Origin of the sequence: Nostoc sp., assembly GCF_036917395.1 — a bacterium.
In the GTDB taxonomy this organism is placed as follows: domain Bacteria; phylum Cyanobacteriota; class Cyanobacteriia; order Cyanobacteriales; family Nostocaceae; genus Nostoc.
Window position 1 is genome coordinate 74,730 of record NZ_JBALDI010000080.1, and the last position, 24,881, is coordinate 99,610.

General features: G+C 41.1%; 20 protein-coding genes. 9 read left to right on the plus strand and 11 right to left on the minus strand.

Going from position 1 to position 24,881, the window contains the following annotated elements; all coding sequences use genetic code 11:
* Positions 1 to 43: 43 nt before the first annotated feature.
* From V7K46_RS28375 to murI, 3 genes are all read left to right on the plus strand, one after another.
* Positions 44 to 331 carry a hypothetical protein gene (locus V7K46_RS28375; protein WP_335119189.1) on the plus strand — a complete coding sequence of 96 codons (288 nt, stop codon included), beginning with the start codon at positions 44 to 46 and terminating at the stop codon, positions 329 to 331.
* Between the two features lie 283 nt (positions 332 to 614).
* A complete protein-coding gene (locus tag V7K46_RS28380) occupies positions 615 to 2,540 on the plus strand; it encodes an N-acetylmuramoyl-L-alanine amidase (RefSeq protein ID WP_335119191.1) in 1,926 nt (641 codons plus the stop codon).
* A gap of 129 nt (positions 2,541 to 2,669) precedes the next feature.
* A complete protein-coding gene (murI, locus tag V7K46_RS28385) occupies positions 2,670 to 3,536 on the plus strand; it encodes a glutamate racemase (RefSeq protein ID WP_335119193.1) in 867 nt (288 codons plus the stop codon).
* A 321-nt stretch (positions 3,537 to 3,857) separates the two neighbouring features.
* Here murI and V7K46_RS28390 read toward each other — a convergent pair whose 3' ends face one another.
* Entirely contained in the window at positions 3,858 to 4,055 is a 198-nt protein-coding gene (locus V7K46_RS28390) for a hypothetical protein (protein WP_335119195.1), read from the minus strand.
* A gap of 946 nt (positions 4,056 to 5,001) precedes the next feature.
* Here V7K46_RS28390 and sds point away from each other — a divergent pair.
* Positions 5,002 to 5,973 (plus strand): solanesyl diphosphate synthase, encoded by a 972-nt coding sequence (gene sds, locus V7K46_RS28395; RefSeq protein WP_335119197.1) that lies wholly within the window; start codon positions 5,002 to 5,004, stop codon positions 5,971 to 5,973.
* Between the two features lie 303 nt (positions 5,974 to 6,276).
* On the opposite strand, the gene V7K46_RS28400 is transcribed toward sds, so the two are convergent.
* Positions 6,277 to 6,750, minus strand: a complete 474-nt coding sequence (locus tag V7K46_RS28400) for a hypothetical protein (protein ID WP_335119199.1) — start codon at positions 6,748 to 6,750, stop codon at positions 6,277 to 6,279.
* Positions 6,751 to 6,955: 205 nt separating this feature from the next.
* Between V7K46_RS28400 and hetZ the strand changes: the two genes are divergently transcribed.
* The 3 genes from hetZ (at position 6,956) to V7K46_RS28415 (ending at position 11,731) form a co-directional block, all read left to right on the plus strand.
* A complete protein-coding gene (gene hetZ / locus V7K46_RS28405; protein WP_334872339.1) occupies positions 6,956 to 8,161 on the plus strand; it encodes a heterocyst differentiation protein HetZ in 1,206 nt (401 codons plus the stop codon).
* The gene (locus tag V7K46_RS28410) at positions 8,154 to 9,125 is read left to right on the plus strand and encodes a PatU (RefSeq protein ID WP_335119201.1); all 972 of its coding nucleotides are present in this window, start codon (positions 8,154 to 8,156) and stop codon (positions 9,123 to 9,125) included. The genes hetZ and V7K46_RS28410 overlap by 8 nt, the downstream gene beginning before the upstream one ends.
* A gap of 314 nt (positions 9,126 to 9,439) precedes the next feature.
* Positions 9,440 to 11,731 carry a transglutaminase TgpA family protein gene (locus tag V7K46_RS28415; RefSeq protein WP_335119203.1) on the plus strand — a complete coding sequence of 764 codons (2,292 nt, stop codon included), beginning with the start codon at positions 9,440 to 9,442 and terminating at the stop codon, positions 11,729 to 11,731.
* Between the two features lie 25 nt (positions 11,732 to 11,756).
* Here V7K46_RS28415 and V7K46_RS28420 read toward each other — a convergent pair whose 3' ends face one another.
* The 3 genes from V7K46_RS28420 to V7K46_RS28430 form a co-directional block, all read right to left on the minus strand.
* Complete coding sequence (locus V7K46_RS28420) at positions 11,757 to 12,368, minus strand: LexA family protein (protein WP_335119205.1); 612 nt, start codon at positions 12,366 to 12,368, stop codon at positions 11,757 to 11,759.
* Positions 12,369 to 12,428: 60 nt separating this feature from the next.
* On the minus strand, positions 12,429 to 12,614 hold the full coding sequence (locus V7K46_RS28425) for a hypothetical protein (protein ID WP_335119207.1): 186 nt from the start codon (positions 12,612 to 12,614) through the stop codon (positions 12,429 to 12,431).
* A gap of 745 nt (positions 12,615 to 13,359) precedes the next feature.
* Positions 13,360 to 14,040, minus strand: a complete 681-nt coding sequence (locus V7K46_RS28430) for a uracil-DNA glycosylase (RefSeq protein ID WP_335119209.1) — start codon at positions 14,038 to 14,040, stop codon at positions 13,360 to 13,362.
* Between the two features lie 191 nt (positions 14,041 to 14,231).
* On the opposite strand from V7K46_RS28430, the gene V7K46_RS28435 reads away from it, so the two are divergent.
* Entirely contained in the window at positions 14,232 to 14,930 is a 699-nt protein-coding gene (locus V7K46_RS28435; RefSeq protein ID WP_335119211.1) for a phosphoribosyltransferase, read from the plus strand.
* 278 nt (positions 14,931 to 15,208) lie between these two features.
* Here the strand turns inward: V7K46_RS28435 and V7K46_RS28440 are convergent, their stop codons facing one another.
* The 3 genes from V7K46_RS28440 to V7K46_RS28450 form a co-directional block, all read right to left on the minus strand.
* Complete coding sequence (locus V7K46_RS28440; protein WP_335119213.1) at positions 15,209 to 16,291, minus strand: tetratricopeptide repeat protein; 1,083 nt, start codon at positions 16,289 to 16,291, stop codon at positions 15,209 to 15,211.
* A 368-nt stretch (positions 16,292 to 16,659) separates the two neighbouring features.
* A complete protein-coding gene (locus V7K46_RS28445; protein WP_335119215.1) occupies positions 16,660 to 17,514 on the minus strand; it encodes a cyanophycinase in 855 nt (284 codons plus the stop codon).
* A 382-nt stretch (positions 17,515 to 17,896) separates the two neighbouring features.
* Complete coding sequence (locus V7K46_RS28450) at positions 17,897 to 18,100, minus strand: hypothetical protein (protein ID WP_335119217.1); 204 nt, start codon at positions 18,098 to 18,100, stop codon at positions 17,897 to 17,899.
* A gap of 316 nt (positions 18,101 to 18,416) precedes the next feature.
* Between V7K46_RS28450 and V7K46_RS28455 the strand changes: the two genes are divergently transcribed.
* Entirely contained in the window at positions 18,417 to 20,327 is a 1,911-nt protein-coding gene (locus V7K46_RS28455; RefSeq protein WP_335119219.1) for an acetate--CoA ligase family protein, read from the plus strand.
* 129 nt (positions 20,328 to 20,456) lie between these two features.
* On the opposite strand, the gene V7K46_RS28460 is transcribed toward V7K46_RS28455, so the two are convergent.
* From V7K46_RS28460 to V7K46_RS28470, 3 genes are all read right to left on the minus strand, one after another.
* Complete coding sequence (locus V7K46_RS28460; protein ID WP_335119221.1) at positions 20,457 to 22,094, minus strand: tetratricopeptide repeat protein; 1,638 nt, start codon at positions 22,092 to 22,094, stop codon at positions 20,457 to 20,459.
* A 377-nt stretch (positions 22,095 to 22,471) separates the two neighbouring features.
* Positions 22,472 to 23,956: a WD40 repeat domain-containing protein gene (locus tag V7K46_RS28465; protein WP_335119223.1), complete on the minus strand. Its 1,485-nt coding sequence runs from the start codon at positions 23,954 to 23,956 to the stop codon at positions 22,472 to 22,474.
* 90 nt (positions 23,957 to 24,046) lie between these two features.
* The gene (locus V7K46_RS28470; protein WP_335119225.1) at positions 24,047 to 24,832 is read right to left on the minus strand and encodes a DUF4058 family protein; all 786 of its coding nucleotides are present in this window, start codon (positions 24,830 to 24,832) and stop codon (positions 24,047 to 24,049) included.
* Between the last annotated feature and the right edge of the window lie 49 nt (positions 24,833 to 24,881).

A 24,881-nucleotide genomic window follows, 5' to 3' on the forward strand; every position in this document is an offset into this window, starting at 1 on the left:
ATTTAAGTATTCTTGCGGTGGGACAGGAGTAGCTTATTTATTATTGTCATTTGATGCTTTACAAGCCACCCAATTTTGGACTTCGGCAACTTTTAAAGACGCTCTTGCGAACGCTTCAGTCGAACGATTTTGGATTTTGGTGAAGCAGCGCGATCTTGAGGGTTTCCACGCCACTTGCTTTATGCCGGGAAACCGCTTGGGCGCACTGCCTCCTTTATGCCGCCGGGAAACCCGTCCACCGCAGTGGCTCCCCATGAGCAACTACACCAAGCCGAAGGGATTGACTCCACTGATAAAAAGATGGGGCTTGATAATTTCAAATTTAGGATAATTGAATTATTTCAGGTCACAAGGGGTGTTAGTGTAGCAAGACGTTAGTCTGGCATGAACAAAAAATCAAAAAATCTAAAATTGGGAATCTAAAATCTAAAATTGACAGTCAAATTTATCTGAGCTAATGGCATGGCAAATTCACAAGAGCGTGCTATATTCTACCCCATTAGCTGTGTCTTAATAACAGCGCGAAACTCAAGTGGGCGCGGTGATGGTGTGAGGATTTGCCAATATGTTGAGATGTTGACGGCTCCCATGAATGTGAATCAGGAGAAAGGACTGTGAAATTACACTGGTTACTATCCAGTACTATTGGAACTATCTTCATGCTATCGTCGCCAGCAATGGCCGCGAAACTTGAATCTTGGCGTTTTGATGCCAATCAAAACAGGCTGGAAATTAATACTTTAGGGGATGTTCAACCCCAAGCACAATTAATTTTTAACCCAACTCGTTTGGTAATTGATTTGCCAGGAACCACATTTGGGCGTCCGCAGCTAACCCAACAGGTGGGTGGTGCAATTCGTTCGATCCGTGTTGGGCAGTTTGATGAACAAACAACACGCATAGTCGTTGAAGTCACTCCTGGTTATACTTTAGACCCCAAAAGAGTACAATTTGTTGGTAGAACTGGCGAATCCCCTGCGGGGACACTTCGTGAACGCTGGACAGTGCAATTACCTACGCCAGAAGCCGAAAATGTACCCTCAAGAAATACTGTGGGGCAACAAGAACAAGCTATAGCAACAGAAACTTCACCGAGAACATCTCCACCAGTGTTCTCCCAAAGAGATATTTACAACGTGGTGACAACAGGTCCTGTCAATCCACCTAAAAACGGAATGCTTGTTGCCAGGGGTACTCAAATTGAGAACTTACAAGTCACAGGCGATGGTTTTTTCATCCGTACCAATGGTGGTAATCCTCAGATTCAGGTTAATCGTAGCAACGATCAGAGGGCAATTAATATCGATATTGCTGGCGCAACTTTATCACCAATTTTAAAGCAGCGGGATTTGTCGATTAATCGCTATGGTGTCAGCCGGATTCAGTTCAGCCAACTGCAAACAAGCCCATCTGTTGTTCGCCTGACTTTACAGGTAGACGAAAATAGTCCCAATTGGCGAGCAACCACTAGTAGTCTTGGTGGTTTTGTCGTTCTGCCTAGTCGTGGCGTTGCCCAGTTGCCTGGAGGTAACAATCCACGCCCTATACCATCTACTAACACCTCACCTGCTACTATTGAGTCTGTGCAACTGGCTAATAATGGCACACAATTGCTGATTAGAGCCGACCAAGCTTTATCCGCTACAGGAGGCTGGGATAGAAGCTCTGGTCTGTTCCGCATAACTATCAACAATGCTCGGTTAGCTCCCAAAGTCACAGGCCCGACTTTTAATTCTAACAGCCCTATACTGCGAGTCCGCCTACAACCACAAGAATCGAATACTGTCATCGTCTTAGTTCAACCAGCAGCCGGAGTGCAAATTGGGGAACTCAACCAAGTTGGCGACGAGCTTTTGGCTCTAGAATTACAACGCTCTAGTAGCGTCACAGCGCCCATTGCTTTACCTCCTCTGCCATCGCCAAACCAAGGTCAATTCCCAAACCCTACAGATATTCCCCGGACAATTTCGCAGCCACGGCCACACGCCTCAGTTCCCAGAGGGAAATTGCTAGTAGTTATTGACCCAGGACATGGTGGAAAAGATTCAGGTGCCCCAGGTCTGGGCGGACTTTTAGAAAAGGATGTAATCCTGCCTATTGGTAAAAGGGTAGCAGCAATTTTAGAGCAAAATGGTGTAGGAGCTGTACTAACGCGGGATGCTGACTTTTTCGTAGAACTTCAGGGACGGGTAGAAATTGCCGAGCGAGTTAATGCGACTGCGTTTGTCAGCATTCACGCTAATTCCGTTGATAATCGCCCTGATGTGAATGGGTTAGAAGTATATTATTACGATAGCGGTTACGCTCTGGCTGAAGTAGTTCGCAATACCATTCTCCAAGACATCGGTACTATCAAAAACCGAGGAACGCGCAAAGCCAGATTCTACGTTCTTAGGAAAAGCTCTATGCCCTCGATTTTAGTGGAAACAGGCTACATGACTGGTTACGAGGATAATCCCAGATTAGGAACGCCAGAGTATCAAAATCGGATGGCAGAAGCGATCGCTCGTGGCATCCTCAAATACTTACAGCAGAGGTAATATAGTACAAATTACTAATTAAAGAGGTGGTATTTAAACTTCTTTTACGTGCTGAATTTAGTAGTCAATTTGCAGATTGTCTGCTAAATTCTGTATTTTAAATCCAAAAACCTAAATCAACATCTGCCTGTGTATTCATCTTCCATCTTTGAAGGGAATCTTGACGATTTTCCGGCTCTTGAACCCCAACGGGCCCCAATTGGCATCTTTGATAGTGGTGTGGGTGGACTGACGGTACTGCGACAACTATATCGGCAACTCCCCAATGAATCAATTGTTTACTTTGGGGATACAGCTCGACTTCCTTACGGAATTCGTTCACAAGCAGAAATTTTACAATTTACGCGGGAAATTCTTACCTGGCTACAACAGCAGCGGGTAAAAATGGTGATTATGGCTTGCAATACCAGTTCTGCCCTAGCCCTAGAAACGGTGCGTCATGAATTCAGCATACCCATTTTGGGAGTGATCCTACCGGGTGCAAAAGCAGCGGTACAGCAAGGAAAGCGGATTGGTGTGATTGCCACTCCAGCTACAGCTAAGAGTAATGCTTATAAGCACGCTATACTCGAAATTGCTCCTGATGTCCAAGTCTGGCAAGTCGGATGTCCAGAGTTTGTGCCACTCATCGAGCAAAACCGCATTCACGACCCCTACACTGCTGAAGTTGCACGAGCCTACCTAAAGCCTTTACTAGAGCAGGAAATTGACACCTTAGTTCACGGCTGTACCCATTATCCTCACCTTACACCAGTATTGCGATCGCTCCTCCCCTCTCAAGTCCAATTGGTTGACCCGGCTGTTCATGTTGCCGCAGCTTGTGCCCAAGAGCTAGACTTGCTAGGCTTAAGAAATACTTACCTCCCACTGCCAACTCGCTTCGCCGTCAGCGGTTGTCCGCAACAGTTTTCCCAGTCAGGAGTGCAGTGGCTAGGCTATACCCCAATGGTTGAAAAGGTTTGCTTCACTGATACCGCTATTTCCCAACTCCAATAAAACTATTTAAAAAATGAGAAGTTATACCACTTCTTTGTTAAACTACACAAAATCAAGCTTGCTCAGACTTAGGGCAAAATCCCCAAGTTCTAAAGCAATCTCATAAGTAGTTGGATAAAAATATTTATAGTTCTTGCGATTGCAACATTTGTGCAACTCTATCAGACGCTATGCGTAACTTGCTTCTTTATATCGTGGAGCGTCTGGTAGAGTTGGAGTACGCTCCATTCACACTGAAATTGTGCAATTAATTCTGTCCGATTGCTTAGGTAATCAGTATTAGGAGTTAAAAGTTTTGAATTAATAACTCCTAACTACTGACTACTGACTATTAACTGCTTGAGTCACCTTTGTCCTTACTGATATCTCCTGCTTGTGTTTTCCTTCGGCAGATGAAGGGAAACTTGTAAGAACAGTCTTTGCACCCGTTCGCTTTGCCAGTGCTAATAACAGGTAGACTGTGAACAAATATCCAGACGCTAAAATAAAAATCATCATAGGTATACTTCCGTAAATCATTGTTCTACCAGCACCTTTCTAAACGAATATAAAATTCCACAAAATTAGTAGAACCTCAGCCAATCAAGTGCATTCTTGATGGCTGTAGTTTCCTATGGTAAAATTAGCTGTAGAGATTAAATTCTTTACGGACAAAGAATTTATTATCTAATGCGACTTTTCGCAGACCATAGATCCCACAGCAGTTAGATTGCCCTTTAGCAATCTAAAACTACGATTCTTTGCGCTCTACTTGATCTGCGTTCTTTTTGCTCACACTGCTGCTAAATGAGCAATGCTTGCGCTCAACCTGCGCTGAAGACGTGTAGCGGCTTCCCTAAGGGATATCGCATAGCTCCAAACCAGGAGTTTCGCGGATTCGCAGGAAAAATCAAAGGAATTATTCCTTTAATCTAGGCTACGACTAATTATTTTAGACTCACATCACTAATCCAGTAAAATCAACTAGTACGTGACTTACTTTTGGGGTGTGAATATCTGAAAAATTTAAAATTCCTATATTTTAGCCTAACACAACCACCCTAAATTTTAAGCCCACTTGAGTGCTAAATTTCAAATTTTTTGAATAGCTACACTTCAGTCCTGAAAAATTCCTTCTTATTTATTGGTGACCATTTTAAATTAGATCAATTTTGTCAATAAGTAATATTGCTCAAATTGTGTTTTGATCTGTGGCGGGAAACATCTACTGCTAAACTACTTAAGACAATTTAAGCTGATATTTATTCCCATATACTGATAATTCCGGTTCTAAGTCAGTTTAAAACCTAAATTTCCACAAATTAAGTATAATTGCTTGTTGACAAATGTATTACTAACCAAAATTATCACCGATAGCTCATGAATATGGGATTACTTTATGAAAACTTTGCGCTGGCACAGGGTTATCTTAAAATGAGTAGAGGATATGTAAACTTTCGTAACCTAAGTCAGAGTCCGCCCATCCATGACCCCAGCCACCTCCATGTTTACCCCTGTGGAAGCAGACCTGCGACTACTAGCAGATAACCTAAAACAGCTAGTTGGAAATCGTCACCCCATTCTGTTTGCAGCAGCCGAACATTTATTCGGAGCTGGGGGAAAGCGTATCAGACCAGCAATCGTCCTGCTAATATCGCGGGCAACAATGTTAGATCAAGACATTACGCCGCGTCACCGCCGCCTAGCTGAGATTACAGAAATGATTCACACAGCAAGCTTGGTACATGACGATGTGGTAGATGAATCAGACGTGCGGCGAGGCGTTCCTACCGTTCATAGTTTGTTCGGTAATCGCATTGCCATATTAGCAGGAGATTTTCTTTTTGCTCAATCGTCCTGGTATTTAGCAAACTTAGACAATTTGGAAGTGGTGAAACTCCTCTCAGAAGTCATTATGGATCTGGCTACTGGGGAGATTCAGCAAGGACTGAATCGTTTTGATACTGGGATCTCTATTGAAACTTACCTCCAGAAGAGTTATTACAAAACAGCTTCGTTAATCGCCAACAGTTCTAAAGCCGCTGGGTTACTGAGTGAAGTCTCCGGAGAAACTGTTGAACATATATATAGCTACGGTCGTCATTTTGGGATAGCATTTCAAATTGTTGACGACATTCTAGATTTCACCAGTACAACAGATACCTTGGGTAAACCAGTGGGGTCGGATCTCAAAAGTGGTAATCTGACTGCACCCGTTTTATTTGCATTAGCAGAAAAACCATCCTTGGAAGTGCTGATTGAGAGAGAGTTTGCTCAAGAAGGGGATTTAGAGCAAGCATTGGAGCTAATTCAAGATAGTCAAGGTATACAACAGGCGCGAGAGTTAGCTGCTCATCATGCTAAGTTAGCAATTGAACATCTTGCAGTTCTCCCACACTCAGAATCCCATCAGGCATTGATTAACATAGCTGAGTACACACTTAGTCGCCTCTATTAAATCAGTTATCAGTTAACAGGTACAAAATGAGAATTTAGACCCTAAGTTAAACCTTTCACCTGTTTTTAGGTAGGGGAATCTGGCTCAACGGTAAACTCAAATTTAAAAAATGTTCACTGATAACTGTTTGTTAACCAATTTTAGATTAAAGGGAAAATTAAGCTGCTCGGCTGGTTGTTTAAAAGACTAAAAGGGTAGTAACTGGCATTAATTTTTCTCCATCATAAACTTTTTCAAACGAATTTGAGATTTAAAATTTGGGATATTGGATTGTATAGAAACAATCCAACATCCCAAATTTTTCTATGCAATATCAGGGGGTATCTGTTTAGGCGATCGCTGTTGTCGCAACTGTTGTTGCATGAGTTTTTCTAGGTCAGCTCGCCGAATTTCAACGCTATGAGTGGTCTTACCCGGCGTTTCCAAAAAAACGATACTATCTACGGGTTCCAATGCCACCAATTGGAACAAAATATGGGTGACAGGAATAATTTTAGCTAGCATTTGAGGGTCAAGCCCAGCAGGGGAAATTAGAGAGACATCCTGTATGGTAGGAAAAGCGTAAATCACACGCTTTTCCAATCCTGGATTAGCACGATTGCTCAATGTAGTTAAAACCCAGCTTGCCTCTGAATTTTGGAGAATATAGTATTGGGAGTAACGTAATTTTTGAGCGATCGCTCTAAGGGCAGGAGCAATTGCTGCAACAAGATGTGGTGTTATCCCATCGCGGGGCGCATTGTCAATCAGCAATTGAATTTGTGCTTCTAAATCCATAATGACTTGTATACGGCTCCTGGGTAATGGCAATAACATCTATCAAAGTGTGAACAATCCCATCAAAGTTGGGAATAATAAAATCAGCCACATCCTAAATGTAGGATTGGTCTGCGTTTAGCTTATACGTAAAACGGAAAAAACCAATACCCACAGTCATACAGGTTGTATTTAAGTAAGTTAGGGTCTTTTGAAAACCGAGACTATGAATTCAGCCGCAACCGCAACTATTCCATCTGTAACTATTCTGGGAGAAAATTCTAAAGGCGTGGAGGTGATCTTTCAACTCCTGTCCAGGGAGTTTCAGCAGTCAACCAAAGCTTCGGAACAGAATTGCCACGATGTAGCAACACGTATTACCACCGAAGTATATCGAATTTGCCATGAAAGCAAACGTATCCAAGCTTCTGGCTCTGTAGAAAGCTCGGCGATGACCCTAGCTCGGCATCGGCTACAACAGTGTCTCAGATACTATCAGTTGGGTTCAAATCGGGGCAGGGTAGAATTACACAGCACTCTGAGTGCAATTATTTATCGATACATTAATCCTCCTCAGAAGCAATTGAGTTATCAAGGGCGGCTGACTATAATTGAAGATTTCTTACAGAGTTTTTATCTGGAGGCATTAAACGCTTTCCGGCGAGAAAATCAACTTGGTTCCACTTATCGCCCTCAGACGCTTCTAGAATTGTCCGAGTACATGGCATTTACCGAGCGCTACGGCAAGCGACGCATTCCTTTACCAGGCCGTCAGCAGCAGCTAATTATCTTGCGGGCGCAAACTTTTTCCCAACAGCAGCCCCCAGAAACCAGCGTAGATATAGAACAAGCCGCAGAAGGCAGCAATAGTGAAGCCGATGGTTCTTGGGAAGAGCCAGCAGTGCAGCAATTGCGCTCTACAATGGCAACGCAAGCCGAACCTGAACCCGAAGAAGATACTCTGCGCTCCGTTGTGGTTACGGAATTAATGAATTATCTCGAACAACGGCAACAATCTGACTGCGCTGATTACTTTTCTCTCCGCCTCCAGGATCTATCAGCCCAGGAAATTGAGTCGATTTTAGGTTTAACCCCTCGTCAGAGAGATTACTTACAGCAGCGCTTCAAGTACCATTTGATTCGGTTTGCCTTGTTACACCGTTGGGAATTAGTTCACGAGTGGCTAGAAGCCTCTTTGCACACCAATTTGGGTTTAACTCCCCAGCAATGGCAAGTATACACAGCACAGCTGGACAATAAGCAACGGTCTTTACTAGAGTTGAAGCAACAAGGGCAAGCCGATGAAAAAATAGCAAAAACTTTAGGGCTGTCAATGGCACAACTTCAAAAACGATGGTTTAAGATTCTTGAGCAAGCTTGGGAAATTCGTAACTCATTAGTGTCCGGATCAGGTGCATCTACTCATGAATAGTGACTCAGAATCCTTACAACACCAGTGTCTCGATTGGTTATTGACAGATGATGTCAAAAATAACGAGCAATCGGTATGTAAGGAAAATGATGGGGTAGAAAACCTCCTCAAGGAAGCCACTGCTTCAAAAAGCAGTGAGCCAAAATTGGGAGGAACGCCCCAGGCCTTTCAATTGGGAGAAATTCCTACTGTGCAAGATCGTTTCCAAGCCGTCCTTAAGCGTCGGTTACAAATCCAAGTCCAAGACCACCCACCTTTGTTTCCCTGGGAAACACAATTAATCGACTATCCCGATTTTGTTGATGAGCCGTCAATGACGCTCGTTCCTACCTGGGGGTGGATGGTGCAACAGTCGAAGCTGAATCTGCCACGTCCCTTGCCAGAGAAAGTTTTCCGGCAATTGCTAGAACAATGTCAGGCGTTGGTGACATCTTCTGTGCCTCTGGGGGCAAAATTAGTTCAAGTGGTGGAGAACTTTTTTCCCAACGAATCTCAAGCATTAAACGACATAGCTGGATTGGTGCTAAGAAGCACTTATCGGTCTGTAAATACTCTGGAGACAATACCCAATATTCAGAGCGATTACTCAGATTTACAACCACGTCAACAGATGGCTTTGTCGTTGCTAGCAGCTAAACAACTGCTGGAAAATCTGACTCTACCACTTTCAGCAACCAGTCCAGTGGTAGAAAGACAATGGCTAACCAGTGTCGGTAATTTGAACATTAAAGTAGAGTATCAGTCTGTAGGTATTACGAAGTTACTTGTTCAGGCTGAGTTACCAGTTAAAGGAACTTTGACACTTCGCGGAAGTGGCACCTTAGCAATGGCAACATCTTCGACTTCGGGATACTTAAGTGTAGAGTTAGGCTGCGAACAACTTAACCCAACTTATACCCTAGAAGTTGAGTTTCCAGAAATAGACCAACAGCCATTGTTGTTCGTGATTAGTCCCACAATTTAGTTTAAATTGCCAGCGCTAGCACACTACGTCGATCAACGCCGATATATATTAAGAGGATTTTCCTGGTTTTGAAGCTTATCCTATTTTTCAACAAGTGGTCATTAGGGTGTCTACGAGAAGCAGTTATTACAAAGACACGGGGACACGGAGAAAGTATTTGATAATTTCTCCGTGTCTTTACGTCTCTGGCCGCATCTTCCGCTATCGATTATTTCTTTGACACAGTAGTAGGGTAGCCAATTACATCCCTCCGATTGTGTCCGTTGCATCTACATCATTGCTTTGCTTAGACTCAAATGTTTAACTTATCCAGGATGAATCGGTTTTGGCGTCTCCCTGTAGGTAGTTTCTGGCGGCAAAATATGCATATTTCGCCTTTGATAGAAGTGGAAGATTCAATTTTCTTGCGGGTGCTGGTGCTAGCGTTGGTTATTTTGGGAATTCTGGCGACGGATATCGCCGCCGAGACTTCATTCAGTTTTTGGGCGTTACCCCTGAGTGGATTGGGTGGGATTTGGAGTTACTATCGTCGCCGTGATGCCAATGTTGCAGTTAAGTTTTGCATCGCTATCGGGATGTTAGTAGCACTGGGTGCTTTCTTTGGGCGGTTAGTGGGAGAGTTGAATGATACGCGGTTGGGTTTGGCGGAGTTATTAATTCAACTCCAGGTGTTGCACAGCTTTGATACACCCCGCCGCAAAAATTTGGGCTATTCGATTGTTATAGGACTGATTTTATTGGGTGTGGCGGCAACGTTAAGTCAGACTTTAGCATTTGCACCTGTGTTGCTGTTATTTTTAGCGATCGCTCTGCCAACTTTAGTATTAGATTATCGCTCACGCTTGGGTTTGCAGCCATTAAAAACTCAAAAGCAAAAACTCAATCAGAATTCCTCAACTCTTAATTTTAAATTTTTAATTCTGAATTTTTTGCTAATTGTCGGTCTGGGGCTGGCAATTTTTGCACTTTTACCCAGATTCCCTGGCTATCAATTACGGAATTTTCCTGTAAGTTCTCCTATCGAGTTAAAAGGCAATTTTACAGGTCGTAGTATCATCAATCCCGGTTATGCCCGCCAAGGTAAAGGTAATAATCAAGGTAGTGGTACGGGACAAAATCAAACTGGTCAACCAGGGAAAGTAGATAATAACTTTTATTACGGTTTTAATAGTCAGATTAACCAAAACCTGCGGGGCGAGATGAAACCTAAAGTTGTGATGCGGGTGCGATCGCAAGCTGAGGGTTTTTGGCGAGTGCTAGGATTTGACCGTTATACAGGTAAGGGATGGGAAATTTCTCGTAATGAAGATGTTATGACCATGAAGCGATCGCCTTGGTCTTACCAAATTTTCCTAAACCAACCTCTGATTAGAGGTAAAACCCAAGAGATAGTACAAACTTATACAGTGGTGGCGGATTTGCCTAACCTAATTCCGGCGATGGCTTATCCCAAAGAGATTTATTTTCCAACAGCAATGATCGCGGTTGATAGAGAAAATGGATTGCGATCGCCTGTGGAATTATTAGAAGGATTCACCTACACAGTAATTTCTGGAGTACCATACCGCGATCGCACTTTGTTAGGTGAAGCTTCTACTAAATATCCGCAACAGATTAAGAAGCATTATCTGCAAATCCCTCCCGAAATTGCCGAAAAAGTCCGACAACGTACCGAAGAAATTCTCGCTAACTACAATCGGGAAGGGGTATCAAAGTCTTTTAAAAGTTTAGATTCACCTTATGAAAAGGCTCTCTACTTAGCTCAATACCTGAAGCAACACTATTCTATTCCCCAAAATCCCTTAGATTTGCCTTATTTGGGAGAAAAAGATGACTTAGTAGAAGCTTTTTTATTCAAATATAAAGGCGGTTATCCAGACCACTTCTCAACAGTTCTCACGGTAATGCTACGTTCTATTGGTATCCCAGCACGGTTAGTGGCAGGGTTTAGTCCAGGAGAATTTAATCCATTTACAGGGCTATATGTTGTCCGTAATACTGACGCTTATGCGATGACGGAAGTGTATTTTCCGAAATATGGCTGGTTTGCTTTTGACCCCATTCCCAATCATCCCCTCATACCTCCATCAGTAGAAGATACTCAGACTTTTAGTGTCTTGCGCCAGTTGTGGCACTGGGTTGCTGGATGGTTACCTTCTCCGGTGACAGGTTTGTTGAATAATGTCTTTGAGACAATATTTAGGTGGGTGATTAGAGCGATCGCTTGGTTTTTAGCTCTATTCTCTCAAGGTTGGTTTGGCCTATTAACTGGCTTAATTTTGACAACTACAGCAGCTTTCTTCGGTTGGCTGAGTTGGGGTCAGTGGCGAGAGTGGCGCAACCGTCGATGGTTAAAGAAATTGCCAGCAATGGAAAGCCTTTATCAACAAATGCTGCAATGGACAACTCAAAAAGGTTTAGGTAAGCATCCAGCACAAACACCTTTAGAGTATGCCAGAGGATCATACCAGCATCATGCCCCAGCAACTGCTGAGGTAATAGATGAGATTAGCCAAGCCTATGTTAGTTGGCGTTATGGTGGTCATACGCCTAACTTGAAGCGACTACGAGAAATCTGGCAAGGTTTGAAAAAAACTGCTAAATAATTCATCAATGAGTCCTGTACAAAGGTTATCCATTCGGCAACCTTTTTGATAGATTGCGACTAATAGCACTTTTCACAATTCCTGAAATATAAATTGCTCCTTCAGCACGTCTGATTGGTTCGTGGTTCTCGTTCTCCGATACTAAAACTACTTCTCCTTTTTCCCTCCTATAACGTTTAACTAAAGTCTCATCATCCACAGAAACTATAACAATCTCTTCCTCCTTAGGCTTTTGGTATAGAGGATTAATCAGTTCAACAATTAACCAATCACCAGGATATATACCAATACCTATCATTGAGTCTCCCATTACAGGTAAGATGATCGTTTTATTTGATTCATTGATCAGTTCCTCACAGAGATCAATTTCTTCATAATCAATGTTCATTGAATCCCCTCCAACACTAGATGTGCTATGTGTGCCTGCTGATACTGGATAATCATACTTCCTGACCTTGCGAAACTTTGCTGAATGTAGAATATCTATCAGTTCTTTTCCTTTTATTCCCTTTTCCCAGAGGTTCTCTATTGCCACAATCAAGTCATTACTGATTGATGAAGGAACACCTATGTCTGTAAGTGGCTCACCAAATTTATATTTCCGACCTGACCCTTTTCTGGAACCGCCTCTTGGCATAAGTAATCATCCTTTGTGCAAGTTTTCGCAATTTCTCATATTTCCCTAGTAAAAACCTTACTAATTGTGTTTGTCTTGCAAAACTTTTGCAGGGTGTTCCTGATTAGGTGAACTGCTAAATTGTAGATAAGCAATGCCTAAGGCAAGTATGATATGGAACAATGCAATGAGAGCTTTTTCAGAGAAAATAACACTCAGCCCAGTGTTATAATTTGTTTCCTTACTCTGATTAGGATCGCTTTTCATAATATGCCTGTAATAAAATCTACAACTATCAAAATAGTACATATGAACTAAGTTTGCCTAGTATGTTTTGAAAAAAGTCTGGAAATCAAACTTTTATAAAAGTACTGTGTATGGTATAAAAGTGCGACCCAACACATCAAATCTAGGAATCAGAAATTGAATCTGGAAGCGAAATTGCAGTTTTCATAACTACGCTCGTTTTGGTCGCTACACTTCCAATACTGCTCGGTTAAAAAGATTTGCAGGTTGGGTTGAAGGTCATGAAACCTAACAAAGCTGAGAATCTTGGGTTTCGTTCCTTAACCCAACCTACCCCAGAGTGATTTTTTAGGCAAAACCTACGCAGTATTGACTACACTTCTGGTTATACCCCATCAGGGAGAGTTTAAGATAATTTAACTTTTGTCAATTAGAAATTATGCTGAAAATTTAGGATAAACACAGGTATCAAGTTAACTCTTGTACTGAACTTAGGCGGCAAGAATGAATCATGCGTATCAAGATTAAGTGATGGCCTGCTCAAAAATTGTGTTTCCGCCCCGATTTTAGCACTGTTTTAAGTACTATTGCTTATTGACAAATGCTATTCGAGCTTAACCCTTCACGAATGGTTATACCCTGGTTATTGAAACAGAATTCAGGAGTCAGGAGTCAGAATTCAGTTGGGTATTCTGTACGACTGATGGATGGGTGGATAATCTCAAATCTCAAATCTCAAATCCAAAATTGAGTTACCAGATGTTTATTAGCTATTATTTTGGATTTCGTCTAACTTGGCCCGCACTGCCTGGATATCCTGCCACATCAACCATTTTGGCGCACCTCTTTCTTTAGAAGGGTTACGCAGCAAGTAGGAAGGATGAAAAATTGGCATACATAAACGCCCTTCCCACTCCAACCACTGTCCGCGAATTTTCGTAATCCCCCGCTTATCGCCAGTGATCCCTTTGACAGCAGTTGCACCGGTTAATAAAATTATTTTGGGGTCAACTAGGCGAATTTGTTCTAGTAAGTAGGGTAGACAAGCCGCCACTTCTGTTGGAGTGGGAACTCTATTATCTGGTGGGCGACATTTATTGATATTGGCAATGTATACATCCTGCTCAGTAGTCAGATTTACAGATGCCAAAATTTTCTCTAGCAACTGCCCCGATCTGCCTACAAATGGTAAACCCGTTTCATCTTCATTTTGACCAGGCGCTTCTCCTATAACCATGATTGGTGCTTTGAGATCACCGCGTCCGACAACAGCATGAGTCCGAGTGTCTCCCAATGCACAACGGTGGCAGCGATCGCAATCCTGTGTCAATTCCGTGATGTCAGAATATGTTCCCGGAGCGATCGGAATTTTAGCGTCCGTGGGAATCAGTTCTTGCTGGCTAAAGGTTGAGTCGTCGAAGAGGCTGAGTTGGGTTTCGCTGCTCATGAAAATCAGGATTTTGGCATCAGCGCCAGCTTTAATATCTAAGTTAAATACCGCTTTTGTTGCAGATTTATCAGAATAAATAGACTTTTGCTGATTACTTATTATTTATACAAATCTTATTGTATCAGTTAATTTGAGACAAAATTCAGTCATGATAAAAGTAGTGCCGTCCTAAGATGCTGGGGGAAACCATGTCACATACCCCACTTTTTGCCGATCGCACCCATGCGGGTGAGCAATTGGCGCGAGTGATTCATGATGTTTTAACTCAGCAAGCTATTGATTCTGGGGTAAAGCCTGTACCAATTGTTTATGCTTTGCCAAGAGGGGGTGTCCCATTAGCAGCACCAATAGCCCGTCTTTTGGATTGTCCGTTGACAATCATTGTGGCGAAAAAGATTAGCCATCCAGAAAATCCAGAGTTAGCAATTGGTGCAGTGACTACTTCTGGAAATGTTCTTTGGACTGATCAAAAGCTATTTCGCCCTAAACATGATGCGCGGTGGCGGGAAGTAGCTTTAAATAAAGCCATCAACCAAGCTAAATCTCTTGAAGCTCAATTAATTCCTGCTTGTCCGCAGGTGAATGCCGAGAATGCTACGCTCATTTTAGTTGATGATGGCATTGCCACAGGTATGACAATAGCGGTAGCTGCAACCGCCATCAAAGCGCTTTCTCCAGCAGCAGTTTGGCTATGTACTCCAGTAGCGCCACAAAAATTGCTACCCTGGTTAGAACAGTGGGGCGATCGCACAATTGTCTTGGAAACACCGGAACCCTTCTGGAGTGTGAGTAATTTTTACGCCCAATTTCCTCAAGTAGATACATTAGAAGTTATCGGATATCTCCAGCAACAAAAGACAATGGGGGGAATGGATCTGTGCGAGTAATTTTAAATTTTGAATGAGTAAATTTTAAATTGTTTCCCCCTCTTCCTTTTTAATTATTTGGAGATTTTCCTTACTGGTATTGCATCTAGTTGACTGACAAAAGTCCTCAAAGTTTTGTCCTTTCGCTTTCATCCAGCTTGGAATCAATTCCCAAGCTAATAACTTAAGTCTACTAAAGTAGACTCAAAAGCATATCCAGTCCACTTTAGTGAACTGGAGCTATAAGCAATCAATTTATTGCAGGGCGGGTTAAGGTGCAACGCATTCATATTTGTCAGTCAACCAGGGTATTGCATAGCTTTGGCGTAATCGCCCAAGGCATAGCAAGCAGCTCTCAAACGAGCAAGAGCTTCTTCTTCACTGCGCCGATCTTTCATACTCCTAGCTAACAGTAAACGTTCTTCATAATATGTAATTGCTTTGTTATAGTCACCCAAAGCTTCACAAGCAACTCCTAAACTACCTAAAGACTGTTCCTCGCTACGGTTGTCTTGAATTTCTCTAGCTAATTGCAACCGCTCTTCATAATACTTAATGGCTTTGACATAATCATATAAGGCATAACAAGCATTACCTAGATTCTTTAGCACCTGAGAAGCACTACGAACATTTTTTAAGGAGCGTGCTATTACTACACATTGCTCATAGTAGGCGATCGCTTTTGGGTAATTGTCCAAAGCATACCAAGCATTACCCAAATTCTTGAGTACCTGTTCCTCGCCCCAATTATCTTTGAGTTCCCGTACAATTTCTAGGCTTTGCTGCTGATACACAATTGCCTGTGTAAAGTTGCCCAAAGCTTTATAAACCAATCCCAAATTATTCAGTGCTGCCAGTTGACTCCGTTTGTCTTGCAGCTGTTGCGTTATTTTCAAACACTTTTCCAGAAACTCAATAGCCTTGCTATGGTCATTTAGGTGACGGTATGAATTGCCTAAATGGGAAAGTGCTTGCATTTGCAATGCTAAATCTGAGGTGTTGTTGAGCAAAGACAAACACTGTTGGGAGTGAGAGATAGCACCCTTGTAGTCTCCGGCGCTGTAAGTTACCAATCCTAAAAAACAAAGCACCTGTGCCTGTTTTTGCAAATCCCCAATTGCCTGAAACAACCCCAAGGATTGTTGTAAAGATTTTATCGCCGTAAGGAATTCACCAGCTTGCTGCTGTTGCATTCCTTGCCGTAGTAGCTTAGACGCTTCCGATAAATTGTCGTCACTTTCCTGTGGAGGTAGTATTTCTGCTTGTGAACCAGAGTCAAATTCATGAGTAATTGTATTACGCTTCACTGATTTTAGGTATGTTATAGGTAATTGCAAGGGAACTGTATTTTTCGATCTGTTATTCCATTCGCCTTTAGACATCAACCTATTCCTGTTAAGTCTGGTGGTAAATTTAGTGTTCCCAAAACCAGAAGGTATCTTTCATCTATTAGTTGTAGAAGTTAGCTGAAGTTAAGATAAGGAATATTAATAATTAATCCCCCCTTTACTCCTGAAAAAGCGGGGCTATGTCCGCTATTTCTGAGAGTAATTGGGAGGATATTCAAGAGAAAAATGTCACTAATCTTCAAGTATTACAAAACTTACGCAAGAACTCTCTGAAACTCTTATTTCTTTGTGTCCAACTCTTGGAGACGCTGCGCGAATGCGTTTTTTGCGGTTCATTTTATCATGATTTTGCGTAAGTCCTGTATTAATTACTTACTCAATTTAAATGCATTTGCTAAAAGTTAAGTGTTGGTTGCACCAACAGGTACAGAGAGATTTGCAACAGAGCCATTATTTAGGATAGGTTGACGGGTTTTCAAGTCAAATTTGAAGCCATGTGGCAAAATATGAAGCTTTGCTCCGCAAATCGCCAAAGACTCATCCTTCAAAATTTCGCCCATATTGTTATATGTAGCTTCTGATTCATCAACAATTGTGACAGCGCCTTGGCCAATAACTTCAACTTGGTTATCTGTCACTACCATAGCGGTATTCTCGTCAATACCAAATCCCAAAACAGCAGGCTGTAGTATCAAAGCTGAAATTAAGCGTCCCAAGCGTCCGCGCTGGGAAAAATGCTGGTCAATTACCACCCCTGGTAAAAAACCTAGACCAGGGCCCATTTCAACAGTTTCAATCCTTGGATGTGTTTCTGAGTCGCCTTCCACAATCATTACATCTGGCATCACGGCAGCACCCGCGCTGGTGCCTGCGATAACTACACCTTCAGAGAACCGTTTGTGAATCGCTGCATCAATTTCGGTATCCTTGAGGATGCTGGTAATGCGAGCTTGGTCTCCCCCAGTAAAAAATACCCCAGTTGCTTTATTAATTGCTTCCAATGCGGTAGATGAAGATGCATCTTCGCGCGTTTCTGTATCAATGATGCGAACATTCTCGGCTCCCAGCCGCTCAAATACTCTAATATAATTTTCTCCCACTTCTTTTGGTAATTCTGTCGCCGCCGTGATAATTACAATGTACGCTTTGATACCCCCAGAGCGTCGCACAAAGTCCCGCAGAATTATGGAATCTCCTTCTTTGTCTTCAGCTCCCCCAATAATTACCAACTGCCGTTTGATATTACTCTGCACCATGATGCCCCCTGATTTGAGTTAATAAATCTCACTAAACCATGACAATTAAAATTATACAAGCATCCCTTTGGTAGATTAGCTGATAAAAGTAGTATTAAAATTTGCGTACACGCATTCGCGGAGCGTCTCGTAGAGAAGCGGCTTGTCGTTAGACATCGCAATTAGACCAAAAGATTTTTCCGGAAAATTACCTAAAAAATAACTCTCATCAAAATTAATTTTCCCTTACTAAATAAAACCCACAACGGCAACTGCCTCTAGAGGTATTTTATAGAGGCATTGTTGGCTATATTGCTAATTGTCGATTGGAAATTTCTCGTGCGATCGTGAGTAATTTGGTATTAACTCTGGCTGGGTGCAATTAAATATCTGATGGTAAGTCCTAATGAATGCGACTTCTGTAAAGCAAGTTTGTTAAGAAAAAACGTGCTTGTTCTAGTGGGAGATGCCTGGGTTTGCCTTGGTAGACAATTTGATACTCATTCATGTCTGCCCCATCACCATGCCCAGATATCAGCTTTTGGTGAAAAGCTTCCTCAGCAAGTTCTCGAATTTCATATCTTAGAGCAGCTTGTGTGCTATTCATACTTTGCTGTCTTTTCAATACCGCAGATTTAATTATACAAATAAATTGGTGGGTGTTGCACTATTCAAAGGTTATATTTTTGACTCATCATCAGGATGAATAGACTGTTCTTTATTCTTTGCTGAGGAAGGGGGGGTTAATTATGCCTTGAGATAGTTGAAAATACTTACTAATAGGGTTAGGGTGGGTTCTGATTAGATCAATGGCTTTGCCATCACTCTTCAAAATTAATCTGAATCAATCTACAATCAATAAGTCTGAGTAACCATAACTCAGCATCTAAATTTCAGGGTGTTTAGCCAAAGGTTCGTAATCAATGGTTCTACAAAAAAGCAGTGATTTAGTCCGCATTAATGCTAGAAGAACGGATGTATTCGATATTTTCAACTTCAAGCATTATATTGGGCCCAACCTCTATTTAGATACAGGGGCGCTAGTATTTGACTTTGCTCTAATTGACTCTAGAGAGCCTTTGCCCCTTGAAGATTATATTGCAAGGATTGGCGATCGCTATTCACACTTGGGCAGCCAAACCTACGAATCTTATGCTCATTTATTTGCCCAAGTTGTGTCCGAAGTCGGAAAACTGGACATGGATTTGCACCTTAACCATTGGAGTGTTAAGCCATATCCAGATTTGGTGCGGATTAGTGTCCAATCACTACATGAACGCACAACTAGAGAAGTAGCTTATTTTGTTTGGGATTGGTTTGAAGCCATTACCCAAGACGAAGACTTTACCTTTGATGAGCAGCTAGTGAAGCTGCAAAATAGATTCCGCGCATCTGTCTATGGTGGCCCCACGGTTTACGCTCTATTGCGAACAGCCTACGAAAAAGGTATTCCCGCCTTTTATTTATGGGAAGAAGGATTGATGCAGTACGGCTTGGGAAAAAAACATGTCCGGGGGGTAGCAACAACATTTAACTGTGATAGTCATCTAGATTCGGAGTTTACTACCCGCAAAGATGACTGTAAGGCATTTTTAAAAACTTTGGGTTTCCCAGTCCCTGAAGGCGATATCGTCTTTTCTGAAAAGGAAGCCTTGGCGGCAGCAAGACAAATTGGTTACCCAGTGGCAGTTAAGCCTGTGGTTGGTCACAAAGGAATTGGTGTTACGGCTGACATACAAGACTCAAAAGAACTGGTATCTGCTTATAATAGAGCACTGGCAGCGATTCCCGAAGACCAGTTAACTCGGATAATTGTTGAGAAAAGCATCTCAGGATCAGATTTTCGCTTGTTGTGTGTCAATGGTCGATTCGTCGCCGCCACAGAACGCCGTCCAGCATCGGTTGTCGGTGATGGGTATTTAACACTTGCAGAGTTAATCCGCCAAGAGAACCGCAAACCTGCACGTTTAGACACGCCCACCTCGCCGATGAGTAAAATTCAGATAGATGAAGCGATGGAACTCTATCTAAACGAACAGCGCTTATCATTAGACAGCGTGATTGAGAAGGGACGCACTGTTTACCTGCGTAAAGTCGCCAATCTTTCAGCCGGAGGTATAAGCATCGATGCAACCCAGACAGTTCATGATGACAATATTATCTTGGCGCAAGATATTGCCCAATACTTCCGGCTGACTTGCCTTGGTATTGATGTAATTACCAAAAGTCTCTCAGAATCTTGGAAGTCCAGTAACTTTGCCATCTTAGAAATCAACGCTGCACCAGGCGTTTTAATGCATCTAAAACCTTCTGTTGGTGAAAGCGTTGATGTGCCTTCCCATATCTTAGAAACCTTTTTTGAGTCGGGTACAGATGCCAGGATACCGATTATTACCTTTAATAAAATCTCAGTTGAAGAACTGCAAGCAACGATTGACCATATCCTTTTGCAACATCCCGACTGGACAATAGGCGCTGTTTGTCGTGATGCAGTTTTTGTGAATCGCTCGAAAAAAGTATTAAGCAAAAATTACAACAGCAACGTCCAAACTTTGCTGCGTCATCCAAAACTTGATTTGCTGATTGCTGAGTATGCGGAAGACATCCTAAATGAAGAGGGCATGTTTTACCGGAGTAGTAATATCGTAATTTTGGATAATCCCACCGAAACAGAGATGATACTAGTGCGGGATGTCTTCGATGGTTCTACTGTAGTGATTAGAAAAGGCAACGACATTTCTGTGCGTCGTAAAGGGTTGATTGAAGATTATACTTTGGCTGAAGATGAACCATTTTCACGGGTTTATTTGAAAGAAAGTGGAGCGATTTTGTGAGCTAAGTAAATAGGCGCTCAACCCAATATTTCTGAATTTAACTGAAAACTTAGATCCCCGACAAGTTTTACGAAGTCGGGGTTCTAGAGTCTAGCTAAAAATTGCTAATTATCTGAATTCATCGATTTTCTAAAACTTTAAAATATCTAATGATTCTTCTATTTCTAAATCTAATATTCTTTCTCGTGTATCTTTGAGTGCTTCTAGTTTACCTTCTTGACGATAGATGTCTGCCGCTTTTTGAAAATCTTCAATTGCTCCCTGTTTATCTGCTATTTCTAAACGAATATTGCCACGATTGTAATAAGCATCTGCATAATTTAAATTAATCTGTATTGCTTGAGTATAATCTTCAATTGCTCCTTCAAAATCTCCTAAATCAGAACGAGCATTCCCACAGTTGTAATAAGCATCGGCATAATTACGATTAATCTGTATTGCCTGGGTATAATCTTCAATTGCTCCTTCAAAATCTCCTAAATCAGAACGAGCATTCCCACGTTTTTTATAAGCGATCGCATCTTTAGGATTAATCTTGATTGCTTGAGGAAATCCCGGTTGAGAGCCTAATAAATAACGAGTAATTCCACGGTTTTTATAAGCATCAGCATAATCGGGATTAATTTTAATAGCCTCGGTATAATCCTCAATTGCTCCTTGATTATCTCCTACATGAGAACGAGCTTCAGCCCGGTTTTTATAAGCTACGGCAACATTAGGATTAATTCTGATAGCCTGAGTATAATCATGAATTGCTTCTTCTAATCGCCCCAGTTGATAAAGAGCTAAACCTCGTTTATTGTAAAATTTAGCATCATGAAGATTCATCTGAATTGCCTGAGAATAATCTGCGATCGCCGCTTCATAATTGCCTATTTGATAGTGAGCTAAACCTCGTTTATAATATAAATCAACATCGCTAGATTTAACTTGTAAGGCTTGATTATAATTGGCGATCGCATTCGGATATTCTCCTTTTTCAAAACATTCGTCACCTAATTTTACATAAAGTATATTTAAATCTTCATCACGATATTCTAAAGAGTTCTCTAATTCAGGTTGAAAAAAAGATTTGGTCAACTGATTATTAGTTGGCTTCAATGCAATTTCCTGCTTCGGGAGATATTTGTAAATTGATGATTGTTGCTTAGAAGAATTATTTATACAAGATTGTAACTGTTCTAAATAGCACCATAAACCACCACCATACAGTAATTGTTCTATCCCAAATGAAATTTTACCAGTCTTCAACTTAATCATCTGGGTTGGCAGAAAGCCAGCCAAAAAAAGGTGATACTCAGATTGTGCTTCACTCACATCTTCTTGAATCAAAATGCAAACTACAACTGCATTTTTTTCAACCTCTTCAGAACTAATTGACCATCTAACTCTATCAATCCGACCATGACGAGATTTAACTTCGATACCAATAGATGGGTCAGAAGTCAAGGTAAAATCTATATTACCATCGCCGCCGAATCGCTTTTCATAATCGACTTCGGTAATAAAATCAGCTAAACGTTCTTTGACAACTTCCTCACCCAACTTCCCTTTGAGATAGCTAATAAAAACGTCACGGACTGGCGAAACACGCTTATATTTCTCAGCCATCAGCCAGCAAAATTCCCGTAGTGCCTTTAATCTCTCTCCAGAGATTATAGTTAATTCACTATATTGACCTTCTGTTTCACAATGAAGCAGACAACCAGATGTTAACCTTTTAATAAAATCAGACTGTAGCGATCGCAGTAGTGTAATCCAGTCCATTTATATTTCTGCGAATCTTTTGATGAGATTATTCTATTAAAATATCCAGTTGGCGTAAACCTTTTAATTAGCTTGGGTGATATTCACAAAAATTGTTTACTATTTTGCAATAATTCTTAATTTAACTTAATATTTTACAATTGGCAAAGAATGAGATTGGATTAAAGGGAGTGTATTAAGACATAGCACCCTGTTTCAGACATCGCTGCTTTTTAGAGTCAAGTATAGTAGTGATTTATTGATAGATTTGCCTGAGTTCTTCTAGAGAATTCACAGTTTTGATACTGGTCAGAATAGCCCTTAAGATTATGTTTGTGGAGTATGGAATTTTGTCTGTGAAGAAGTACAATCATTTAGCATCTCTTAATGAGGATAGCTCAACCCAATCGCCAAATTTTGATTGTCTTATCAATACTTCCACTAGCAATGATTTGACCATCTGGGCTTATAAAAACTGACTTAACTTCACCTGAGTGACCAGAAAGCGTTTTTAGCAGTTGTCCCGTATATAAATTCCAAATTTTAATGGTGCTATCACTACTACTGCTTACAAGAGTTTGACAATCTGGACTAATGGCAACTGATTCTACCGAATCTGTATGACCTGTTAAAAGCTGAAGCATTTCTCCTGTATTAAGATTCCAAATTTTGATAGTTTTGTCGCTACCAGCACTGGCAAGAATTTGACCATTGAGACTCAACGCGACTGAAGAAATCCAGCCTGAATGACCAACAAAAGTGCGACTTTTTCCCAAACTACCTGGGCAATAAATTTGGATAATTCCATCTCCTCTACCATTAGCTATTATTTGACCATCGCCACTGATACTAACTGATGTAACTCCTATTATTGGCCCACTAGAAAACCTTCCTTCCTCTAAATCCCAAAAAGCAAATTCCTTACCAAAACCGCCACTTAATAGTAGTTTTTTGTTCGGCACAAAGGTAACTGAAAAAATAGTAAATGAATATAAAATAGTATGCAGTAGCTCTCCTGTCTCTAAATTCCATACCTTAATAGTTTCATCTGCACTACCACTTGCAAGAGTTTTACCATCATGACTGATAGCAACAGAAAAAACTGACCAAGAATGTCCAGTGAGAGTGCGGATATTCCTGCCTGTAGTAAGATTCCAAATCTTGATGGTCTTGTCACTACTACCACTAGCAATAATTTTTCCATTAGGGCTAATAGCCACAGAATTTACTGCGCCTGAATGTCCTGATAGAGTGTTTAGACATTTTTTGTAGTCAGAGATAGTGTTTAAGTGGCTTCGTAAACCACCACAGTATAGTAAATCTTTTATTGTTACTGAAGTGCTATGGTTACCAATTATAAGCTTTTGTTGAATAATATTTGTTGGTAAAAATCCTGCTGTAATAATATGATATTCAGCTTGTGCTTCACTTACATCCTCTTTAATCCAAACGCAAAATAAAACAGAATTTTTTTCTAATTCTTCTGAGCTAATTGACCATCGAACTGTATCAATGCTACCATGACGGGCTTTAACTTGAATACCAACAGATGGGTCAGAAGTAAGTGTAAAATCGACTTTACCATCCCCGCCGAGTCTTTTTTCATAGTCAACTTCTGTAACATATTCAGCTAAACGCACTTTGAAAACTTCTTCACCCAGTTTTCCTTTTAAATTGTTGATAAAAACATCCTTAACCGAAGACATTCGCTTATATTTTTCAGCCATCTCCCAGCAAAAATCTCGCAATTTTTCTAACTTTTCTCCAGAGATAATAGTTAACTCACTGTGCTGACCTTCTATTTCATAATGTAGAAACTGTCCGGATCTTAGCCTTTGAATAAAGTCATCTTGTTGCGCCCTGAGTGTAGTTGTCCAATCCATACTTTCAGTAAGCTAATTTTACTTAATAAGAAACTTAAGGTTAGTATTCACAATTTAATAACATAGATATCAAATCCCTGTTAAGTTACACTACCTCAACCCCTTCTCTGGCAACAGTGCATCCACCCAAACTGCATTCTTTTCTGACAATTTTGATACTGAATACTGACTGTAATCTATTACTAAGTCATAACTTGCACGGTCATAAATCCCAGCTAATAAACTATGCAAATCTACCAAAGGTTCACTATCACCAGTTTGCAAAGGTAAAAGAAATGAGGGAATTACATCTTGCAAATCAAAGGAATATAAATCAGATTGGGGGCGATTTTCTGCCCGACTAACCAAAATCCGATAATCATTTTGCGTACCATCCCCAAAAACTAACATTGGTTCCCCAGCACGCAAGAAATCAATTTCAACCAGATGTGTTGAACTTCCCAATACTCGTTGTCGCTTAGTTTCGTATGCGTTGCCTCTTTCTCCTGTACGTTTATTTTTAGGTGAGAGAATTTCAATCACTGTCACTACTTCTTTTGTTCCTACCTTTCGCACCTCTAAATATCTCTCCTTCACTATCTCAGGTATGGGAACTGTCACCGTTTTAGGTTGAACGGCAGGTGTAGCTACAGCTATATTCGGTATTTTATAATTTATTGCTGTCTGTGAATTTTGTACTATTACATCAGGAATACCAATCAAGAGTTTATCATTGCCAGTAGTTTGATAAATTCGTTTTTCAATGGCGACAAAATATTTGGGACGTAGTTGAGGAGAAAGATAATCTGCGATCGCTACTATTAATCTCCCATGTACTCCTAGCCATAATTCAGGATCTTCTAAATACGGGTTCATTCCTGGAAATGGATAAGGCATAACAAATATCTCAAAACCAAAATTTTCAAAGTAATTCTCATAGCCCCCT

What these genes read in the sequence shown, in the direction of transcription:
- V7K46_RS28390 (WP_335119195.1), bottom strand. Translation starts at nt 4,055, where the DNA reads ATGATTTACGGAAGTATACCTATGATGATTTTTATTTTAGCGTCTGGA.
- sds (WP_335119197.1), top strand. Translation starts at nt 5,002, where the DNA reads ATGACCCCAGCCACCTCCATGTTTACCCCTGTGGAAGCAGACCTGCGA.
- V7K46_RS28400 (WP_335119199.1), bottom strand. Translation starts at nt 6,750, where the DNA reads ATGGATTTAGAAGCACAAATTCAATTGCTGATTGACAATGCGCCCCGC.
- hetZ (WP_334872339.1), top strand. Translation starts at nt 6,956, where the DNA reads ATGAATTCAGCCGCAACCGCAACTATTCCATCTGTAACTATTCTGGGA.
- V7K46_RS28410 (WP_335119201.1), top strand. Translation starts at nt 8,154, where the DNA reads ATGAATAGTGACTCAGAATCCTTACAACACCAGTGTCTCGATTGGTTA.
- V7K46_RS28415 (WP_335119203.1), top strand. Translation starts at nt 9,440, where the DNA reads ATGAATCGGTTTTGGCGTCTCCCTGTAGGTAGTTTCTGGCGGCAAAAT.
- V7K46_RS28420 (WP_335119205.1), bottom strand. Translation starts at nt 12,368, where the DNA reads ATGCCAAGAGGCGGTTCCAGAAAAGGGTCAGGTCGGAAATATAAATTT.
- V7K46_RS28425 (WP_335119207.1), bottom strand. Translation starts at nt 12,614, where the DNA reads ATGAAAAGCGATCCTAATCAGAGTAAGGAAACAAATTATAACACTGGG.
- V7K46_RS28430 (WP_335119209.1), bottom strand. Translation starts at nt 14,040, where the DNA reads ATGAGCAGCGAAACCCAACTCAGCCTCTTCGACGACTCAACCTTTAGC.
- V7K46_RS28435 (WP_335119211.1), top strand. Translation starts at nt 14,232, where the DNA reads ATGTCACATACCCCACTTTTTGCCGATCGCACCCATGCGGGTGAGCAA.
- V7K46_RS28440 (WP_335119213.1), bottom strand. Translation starts at nt 16,291, where the DNA reads ATGTCTAAAGGCGAATGGAATAACAGATCGAAAAATACAGTTCCCTTG.
- V7K46_RS28445 (WP_335119215.1), bottom strand. Translation starts at nt 17,514, where the DNA reads ATGGTGCAGAGTAATATCAAACGGCAGTTGGTAATTATTGGGGGAGCT.
- V7K46_RS28450 (WP_335119217.1), bottom strand. Translation starts at nt 18,100, where the DNA reads ATGAATAGCACACAAGCTGCTCTAAGATATGAAATTCGAGAACTTGCT.
- V7K46_RS28455 (WP_335119219.1), top strand. Translation starts at nt 18,417, where the DNA reads ATGGTTCTACAAAAAAGCAGTGATTTAGTCCGCATTAATGCTAGAAGA.
- V7K46_RS28460 (WP_335119221.1), bottom strand. Translation starts at nt 22,094, where the DNA reads ATGGACTGGATTACACTACTGCGATCGCTACAGTCTGATTTTATTAAA.
- V7K46_RS28465 (WP_335119223.1), bottom strand. Translation starts at nt 23,956, where the DNA reads ATGGATTGGACAACTACACTCAGGGCGCAACAAGATGACTTTATTCAA.
- V7K46_RS28470 (WP_335119225.1), bottom strand. Translation starts at nt 24,832, where the DNA reads ATGCCTTATCCATTTCCAGGAATGAACCCGTATTTAGAAGATCCTGAA.